The organism is Serratia grimesii NBRC 13537, from assembly GCF_001590905.1.
Taxonomy (GTDB): Bacteria; Pseudomonadota; Gammaproteobacteria; order Enterobacterales; family Enterobacteriaceae; genus Serratia; species Serratia grimesii.
Genome location: NZ_BCTT01000015.1, coordinates 175521 through 182258, shown reverse-complemented (window position 1 = coordinate 182258; position 6738 = coordinate 175521). Strand labels below are relative to the sequence as shown.

Sequence of the window (6738 nt, the reverse complement as noted above, 5' to 3'; positions counted from 1 at the left end):
GGCTTCTTATACCCCGCTAAAAACCTCCCAACGATTGATCGCTCGATCATTTCCGTTATCTGCATTCTAAAAAAGCGAAGGCTGTCGCGTTTTTGGTAGTTTTTCCGATCGCTTCCCGCACGGTATCTTACACTCAGCCCAACTGTTTTGATTGAGGTTGTGACCCATGATGACGCTACGCCAAATCCGCCATTTTATTGCGGTGGCGGAAACCGGATCGATCTCCGCCGCCGCGCAGGCGGTGTTTGTTTCCCAATCTTCGCTGACACTGGCCATTCAGCAACTGGAGACCGACATTGGCGTACGGTTGTTTGATCGCCATGCCAAGGGCATGAACCTGACGCACCAGGGCCACCAGTTTCTCCGCCAGTCTTATCTGATCCTCGCCACGGTGGATAATGCCAAACGCAGCCTGCAATTGGGGACCGAAAGCCTGACCGGCAAGCTGACCATCGGTGTGACCAGTCTGGTGGCCGGGTATTTCTTGGTCGAGCTGCTCAAGCGGTTTAAGTCGGCCTATCCCAATGTCACCATTCAGATGATCGAAGATGAACGTCCTTATATTGAACACCTGCTGGTGAGCGGGGAGATCGACATCGGTGTGCTGATACTGTCGAATATCGAAGACCGCGATGCGCTACAGACTGAAGTGCTGATGCACTCGCCTTATCGTCTGTGGCTGCCGCCGCTACATCCACTGCTGGATCATGAAAGTATTGGCTTGGCGGATGTGGCGAAGCTGCCGCTGATCCAGCTTAACGCCGACGAAATGGACGTACATGCGCGCCGTATCTGGGCGCGCGCCGGGGTGAAACCGGAGATTGCCATGAAAACCGGTTCGACAGAAGCGGTACGCAGCCTGGTAGCGGCAGGCATGGGGGTCTCAATCTTACCGGATATGGCTTACCGCGCCTGGTCGCTGGAGGGCAATATGATTGAGGCTCGCAAGCTGGTGGATCTGCTGGAGCCGCTGGACATCGGCCTGGCCTGGCGACGCGGCAGTGCGCGGCCGGAACTGGTCACACCTTTCCTCACCATTGCCCGTGAAAACGGCAATATGCATGCCGCTGGGCTGAAGCATTCGATTTAATCGAACGCGGCGTTCAGTATTTAGAATTTGTTGGCTGCCTGATGCTCGCTTAGTCTGATTGAAACTAACTTATTCACATTTGGTTAACGTTTTGGTCACTTAGGGGCAATACACGATGGCAGATGTGCACCTCCTTTCAGGTTTATCCTGTCAGCAGTTCATTAACGGTCAGTCGGTCGAAGGCGAAGGCCAGCAGGAGTGCATCGTTAATCCGGCCAATGGCGAAACGCTGGTTTCCATCACCGAAGCTTCATCGGCGCAGGTGGGCAGTGCGGTTAAGGCGGCACAGCAGGCTTTCAGCCACTGGTCGCGCACCACACCGGCCTTTCGTGCTTCTATTCTGCTGCGCATTGCCGACGCCATCGAACGGCAGGCCCCGCGCCTGGCTGGTCTGGAAGCGCTTAACTGCGGCAAGCCGTTGCATCAGGCGCTCAATGATGACCTGCCGGCGGCCGTCGACGTGTTTCGTTTCTTTGCCGGCGCGGTGCGTACTCAGCAGGGGCAACTGGCGGGTGAATACATTGAAGGGCACACTTCGATGATCCGCCGCGACCCGATCGGCGTGGTGGCCTCAATTGCGCCCTGGAACTACCCGCTGATGATGGCGGCCTGGAAGATTGCACCAGCGCTGGCGGCGGGCAACACCGTGGTATTCAAACCTTCTGAACATACTCCCTTGACCATTTTGGCGCTGGTGCCTGCACTGCAGGACATCCTGCCGCCGGGCGTGCTGAATATCATCTATGGCGGCGGAGAAGGGGTCGGAAGCCATCTGGTCGGGCATCCGCAGGTGCGTTTGGTCTCGGTGACCGGCGATATTGTCACCGGGCAAAAAATTCTGCAAGCCGCGGCGAAAAGCGTCAAACGCACGCATCTCGAGCTGGGCGGCAAGGCACCGGTGATTGTCTGTGACGATGCCGATCTGGACGAAGTGGTTAACAGCATCCGTACCTACGGCTATTACAACGCTGGACAAGATTGCACCGCTGCTTGCCGCATCTACGCGCAGGCGGGGATCTATCCGAAGCTGGTAGAGGCACTGGGCGAGGCGGTGGCCAGCCTGCGTTTTGCTCGTAAGCGTGATGAAGATAACGAAATCGGTCCGCTGATCAGCAGCCGCCAGCGCGATCGCGTTGCCAGCTTTGTCGAACGGGCGCTCAGCCAGCCGCATATTGAATTGATTACCGGTGCCGCCGCGCACTCCGGCCCGGGCTTCTACTACCAACCCACGCTGCTGGCCGGCTGCCTGCAAAGCGACGAAATCGTCCAGCGCGAGGTGTTCGGCCCGGTGGTGAGCGTCACCCGCTTTGAACATCTGGAGCAGGCGGTTAACTGGGCAAACGATTCCGAATACGGCCTGGCCTCGTCGGTCTGGACGCAGAATATCGATCGGGCGCTGCATATCGCTGCGCATCTGCAATACGGCAGCACCTGGATCAACACCCATTTCACCCTGGCCAGTGAGATGCCACACGGGGGTCTGAAACGCTCCGGCTACGGCAAAGATCTTTCCAGTGATTCACTGCAAGACTACAGCGTAGTCAGGCATGTAATGGCGAAATTTAAAGCCAGCTTCTAATGAAAACGACAGCGGCAGCCGTTCCCTGCCGCAAAACGATACGCAACACAGGGGTCATTACGATGGGAAAAACTACCGCAGTCACCACCACAGTTTCCGCACTCTGTTTCACCGTGCTTTGCGGCCTGGCCCAGGCGGCCGACTTGCCGCAGGCGCTGGGCAAAGGCGAAGGGCGCCTGGATATCATCGCTTGGCCAGGTTATATCGAACGTGGCCAGTCCGATAAAAATTATGACTGGGTCAGCCAGTTTGAAAAACAAACCAGCTGTGCGGTGAATGTGAAAACCGCCGCAACCTCCGACGAAATGGTCAGCCTGATGGCCAAGGGCGGCTATGACCTGGTCACCGCTTCCGGCGATGCCTCGCTGCGATTGATCTTCGGTAAACGGGTGCAGCCAATCAATCCTGCGCTGATCCCCAACTGGAAAAATATAGATCCGCGTTTGCTGAACGGTGCCTGGTACACCGTAGATGGCAAAACCTATGGCACGCCTTATCAGTGGGGGCCAAACCTGCTGATGTATAACACCAAAACCTTCCCGACCCCGCCAGACAGCTGGGCGGTAGTGTTCCAGCAACAAAACCTGCCGGACGGCAAGACCAATCAGGGCCGGGTGCAGGCCTACGACGGGCCGATTTACATTGCCGATGCGGCGCTGTTCCTGAAGGCCACGCAACCGCAGCTTGGCATCAGCGATCCGTACCAGCTGAACGAAGAGCAGTATCAGGCCGCCTTGAAGCTGTTGCGCACCCAGCATGCCTTGATCCACCGTTACTGGCATGACACCTCGGTTCAGATGAGCGATTTCAAAAACGAAGGTGTAGTGGCCTCCAGCGCCTGGCCGTATCAGGCCAATGCCCTTAAAGGGGAAGGCCAGCCGATTGGTACCGTGTTCCCAAAAGAGGGGGTTACAGGTTGGGCGGACACCACCATGCTGCACGCCGATGCCAAGCATCCGAACTGTGCTTACCTGTGGATGAACTGGTCGCTGGAGCCGAAAGTACAGGGCGACGTTGCCGCCTGGTTTGGTTCGGTACCGGCATCACCGGCGGGCTGCAAGGCCAGCACGTTACTGGGCGACAAGGGCTGCGAAACCAACGGGTTCAATCAGTTCGACAAGATTGCCTTCTGGAAAACGCCACAGGCGCAGGGCGGAAAATTTATGCCATATAGCCGCTGGACCCAGGACTATATCGCCATCATGGGCGGCCGCTAACCCGCGGGGGCGTAGCCTGCTACGCCCGATTAATGCCTTTCAGGAGCGCAGATCATGACCATTGCCGTGCAATTTATCGATGTTTCGCGGAGCTTCGGCGAGGTTCGCGCCGTAGACCGGGTTTCTATCGAAATACAAGACGGGGAATTTTTCTCCATGCTTGGGCCTTCGGGCTCGGGCAAAACCACCTGCCTGCGACTGATCGCCGGCTTTGAACAACTCAGTGCCGGTTCGATCCGCATTCACGGCCAGGAGGCGGCCAACCTGCCGCCGTATCAACGAGACGTGAATACCGTATTTCAGGATTACGCGTTGTTCCCGCACATGTCGGTACTGGAAAACGTCGCCTACGGATTGATGGTGAAGGGCGTAGCCAAACGTGAACGGTTGGCGCGGGCACAGGAAGCGCTGGACAGCGTGGCGCTGGGGTTCGTGGCCGAGCGTAAACCGGCGCACCTTTCTGGCGGTCAGCGCCAACGTGTTGCACTGGCCCGCGCACTGGTGAATCGACCGCGGGTGCTGTTGCTGGATGAACCGCTGGGCGCGTTGGATCTCAAGCTGCGCGAACAGATGCAGGGCGAGCTGAAAAAGCTGCAGCGCCAACTGGGTATCACCTTTATTTTCGTCACCCACGATCAGAGCGAAGCGCTATCGATGTCCGACCGGGTGGCAGTGTTCAACAACGGGCGAATCGAACAGGTGGATGCGCCGCGTGAGCTGTATATGCGACCGAAGACACCGTTCGTCGCCGAGTTTGTCGGCACCTCTAACGTGGTGCGCAGCGAGTTGGCGCAGCGCTTGCTCGGCCAGACTGCCACCTTCTCGATCCGTCCCGAACATATTCGCTTAATGGGTCAGTCCGGTGTTGCACAGGGTGAAATCCAGGTGCAGGGATTGCTGCAAGAGATCCATTACCAGGGCGCGGCCACGCGCTATGAAATTGCGTTGAGCAGCGGTGAGAAACTGCTGGTCAGTGAGGCGAATCCTCAGTGGCACGCCGACGGGCAGCAGCACCTGATCGGTCAGCCGGTCACCGCCTGCTGGTCACGTGAGGCGATGGTGCCACTGCTGGAGGAGAGGTGAGATGGAGATGAGCATCGACTATCCCGCGCCGCGCCGCGGTACCTTGCGCACCCTGTCGACCTTCCTCTACCGCCGGCCGACGCTGTACCTGCTGCTGTTACTGGTTCCACCGCTGTTGTGGTTCGGCGCGGTGTACCTTGGCTCATTACTGACGCTGCTGTGGCAGGGGTTTTATACCTTCGACGACTTCACCATGACGGTGACGCCGGATCTAACCTTCGATAACCTGCGGGCGCTGTTCAACCCGGCCAACTACGACATCATCCTGCGCACGCTGACGATGGCGGTACTGGTGTCGCTGGCCAGTGCGGTGTTGGCGTTCCCGATTGCTTACTACATGGCGCGTTACACCAGTGGCCGCGTCAAAGCGTTCTTTTATATCGCGGTGATGATGCCGATGTGGGCCAGCTATATCGTCAAGGCCTACGCCTGGACGCTGCTGCTGGCAAAGGATGGCGTGGCGCAGTGGTTCCTGCAACATCTGGGGCTGGAGCCGGTGTTGGCGGCAATCCTCACCGTGCCGGGCGTTGGGGGCAATACCCTGTCGACCTCCGGGTTGGGGCGTTTTCTGGTGTTTGTTTATATCTGGCTGCCGTTCATGATCTTGCCGATCCAGGCGGCGCTGGAACGCCTGCCGCCTTCGTTGCTGCATGCTTCGGCGGATCTGGGGGCACGTCCATCGCAGACTTTCCGTTACGTGATCCTGCCGCTGGCGGTGCCGGGCATTGCCGCCGGGTCGATCTTCACCTTCTCGCTGACGTTGGGGGACTTTATTGTGCCGCAGCTGGTGGGGCCACCGGGCTATTTCATCGGCAGCATGGTGTACGCCCAGCAAGGGGCGATCGGCAATATGCCGATGGCAGCAGCCTTTACCCTGGTACCGATTGTGTTGATCGCGATTTATCTTTCCATTGTGAAACGTCTGGGGGCCTTCGATGCACTCTGAGCGCGCGCCATTAGGGCTGAAACTGGCCGCCTGGGGCGGTCTGATTTTCCTGCATTTCCCACTGGCGATTATCGCCATCTACGCCTTCAACACCGAGGACGCGGCGTTCAGCTTCCCACCGAAGGGTTTCACGTTGCATTGGTTCAGTGTTGCTGCCGGTCGGCAGGACATTATCGATGCGATGCTGCTTTCCGCGCAGATTGCTGCGCTGGCGACGGCGGTGGCGCTGGTACTGGGCACCCTGGCGGCGGCGGCGCTGTACCGGCGTGATTTCTTCGGTAAAGACAGCATTTCACTGTTGCTGCTGCTACCGATCGCGCTGCCGGGCATTGTTACCGGTCTGGCGCTGCTGGCGGCGTTCAAGGCGCTAAATATCGAACCGGGCGTAATGACCATCGTGATTGGGCATGCCACCTTCTGCGTGGTGATCGTGTTCAACAATGTCATCGCTCGTTTCCGCCGGACCTCCCATAGCCTGATCGAGGCATCTATGGATCTCGGCGCCGACGGTTGGCAAACCTTCCGCTACGTGATGTTGCCCAACCTGGGGTCAGCATTGCTGGCCGGTGGCATGCTGGCGTTCGCGCTGTCGTTTGATGAAATCATTGTCACCACCTTTACTGCCGGGCATGAACGCACGCTGCCGCTGTGGCTGCTGAATCAACTCGGTCGCCCGCGCGATGTGCCCATCACCAACGTAGTGGCGCTGTCGGTGATGTTGCTGACCATGATCCCGATTTTGGGAGCCTATTACCTGACCAAGGGCGGCGAAAGCGTCGCCGGCAGCGGCAAATAGCCTCTTGACCCTAATGCGTACCAGACA

6 protein-coding genes are annotated in these 6738 nt (G+C 58.4%); all 6 read left to right on the top strand.

Features of this window, described 5'->3' with window-relative positions; translation table 11 throughout:
• The first annotated feature begins 166 nt into the window (after positions 1-166).
• The 6 genes from SGR01S_RS19505 to SGR01S_RS19480 all read left to right on the top strand — a co-directional run bounded on the left by SGR01S_RS19505 (position 167) and on the right by SGR01S_RS19480 (position 6711).
• Positions 167-1090: a LysR substrate-binding domain-containing protein gene (locus tag SGR01S_RS19505; protein WP_012146355.1), complete on the top strand. Its 924-nt coding sequence runs from the start codon at positions 167-169 to the stop codon at positions 1088-1090.
• 115 nt (positions 1091-1205) lie between these two features.
• Complete coding sequence (locus tag SGR01S_RS19500) at positions 1206-2669, top strand: gamma-aminobutyraldehyde dehydrogenase (protein ID WP_037417465.1); 1464 nt, start codon at positions 1206-1208, stop codon at positions 2667-2669.
• A 62-nt stretch (positions 2670-2731) separates the two neighbouring features.
• The gene (ydcS, locus tag SGR01S_RS19495) at positions 2732-3886 is read left to right on the top strand and encodes a putative ABC transporter substrate-binding protein YdcS (protein WP_061808333.1); all 1155 of its coding nucleotides are present in this window, start codon (positions 2732-2734) and stop codon (positions 3884-3886) included.
• 54 nt (positions 3887-3940) lie between these two features.
• Positions 3941-4969, top strand: coding sequence for an ABC transporter ATP-binding protein (locus SGR01S_RS19490; protein WP_037417470.1), 1029 nt, complete (start codon positions 3941-3943; stop codon positions 4967-4969).
• 7 nt (positions 4970-4976) lie between these two features.
• The gene (locus SGR01S_RS19485; RefSeq protein ID WP_370452814.1) at positions 4977-5915 is read left to right on the top strand and encodes an ABC transporter permease; all 939 of its coding nucleotides are present in this window, start codon (positions 4977-4979) and stop codon (positions 5913-5915) included.
• Positions 5905-6711 (top strand): ABC transporter permease, encoded by an 807-nt coding sequence (locus SGR01S_RS19480; protein WP_061808332.1) that lies wholly within the window; start codon positions 5905-5907, stop codon positions 6709-6711. Before SGR01S_RS19485 ends, SGR01S_RS19480 begins: the two co-directional genes overlap by 11 nt.
• Positions 6712-6738: the final 27 nt, after the last annotated feature.

Coding starts and splice junctions, on each gene's coding strand:
- SGR01S_RS19485 (WP_370452814.1), top strand. CDS start 4,977: ATGAGCATCGACTATCCCGCGCCGCGCCGCGGTACCTTGCGCACCCTG.
- SGR01S_RS19505 (WP_012146355.1), top strand. CDS start 167: ATGATGACGCTACGCCAAATCCGCCATTTTATTGCGGTGGCGGAAACC.
- SGR01S_RS19480 (WP_061808332.1), top strand. CDS start 5,905: ATGCACTCTGAGCGCGCGCCATTAGGGCTGAAACTGGCCGCCTGGGGC.
- SGR01S_RS19490 (WP_037417470.1), top strand. CDS start 3,941: ATGACCATTGCCGTGCAATTTATCGATGTTTCGCGGAGCTTCGGCGAG.
- SGR01S_RS19500 (WP_037417465.1), top strand. CDS start 1,206: ATGGCAGATGTGCACCTCCTTTCAGGTTTATCCTGTCAGCAGTTCATT.
- ydcS (WP_061808333.1), top strand. CDS start 2,732: ATGGGAAAAACTACCGCAGTCACCACCACAGTTTCCGCACTCTGTTTC.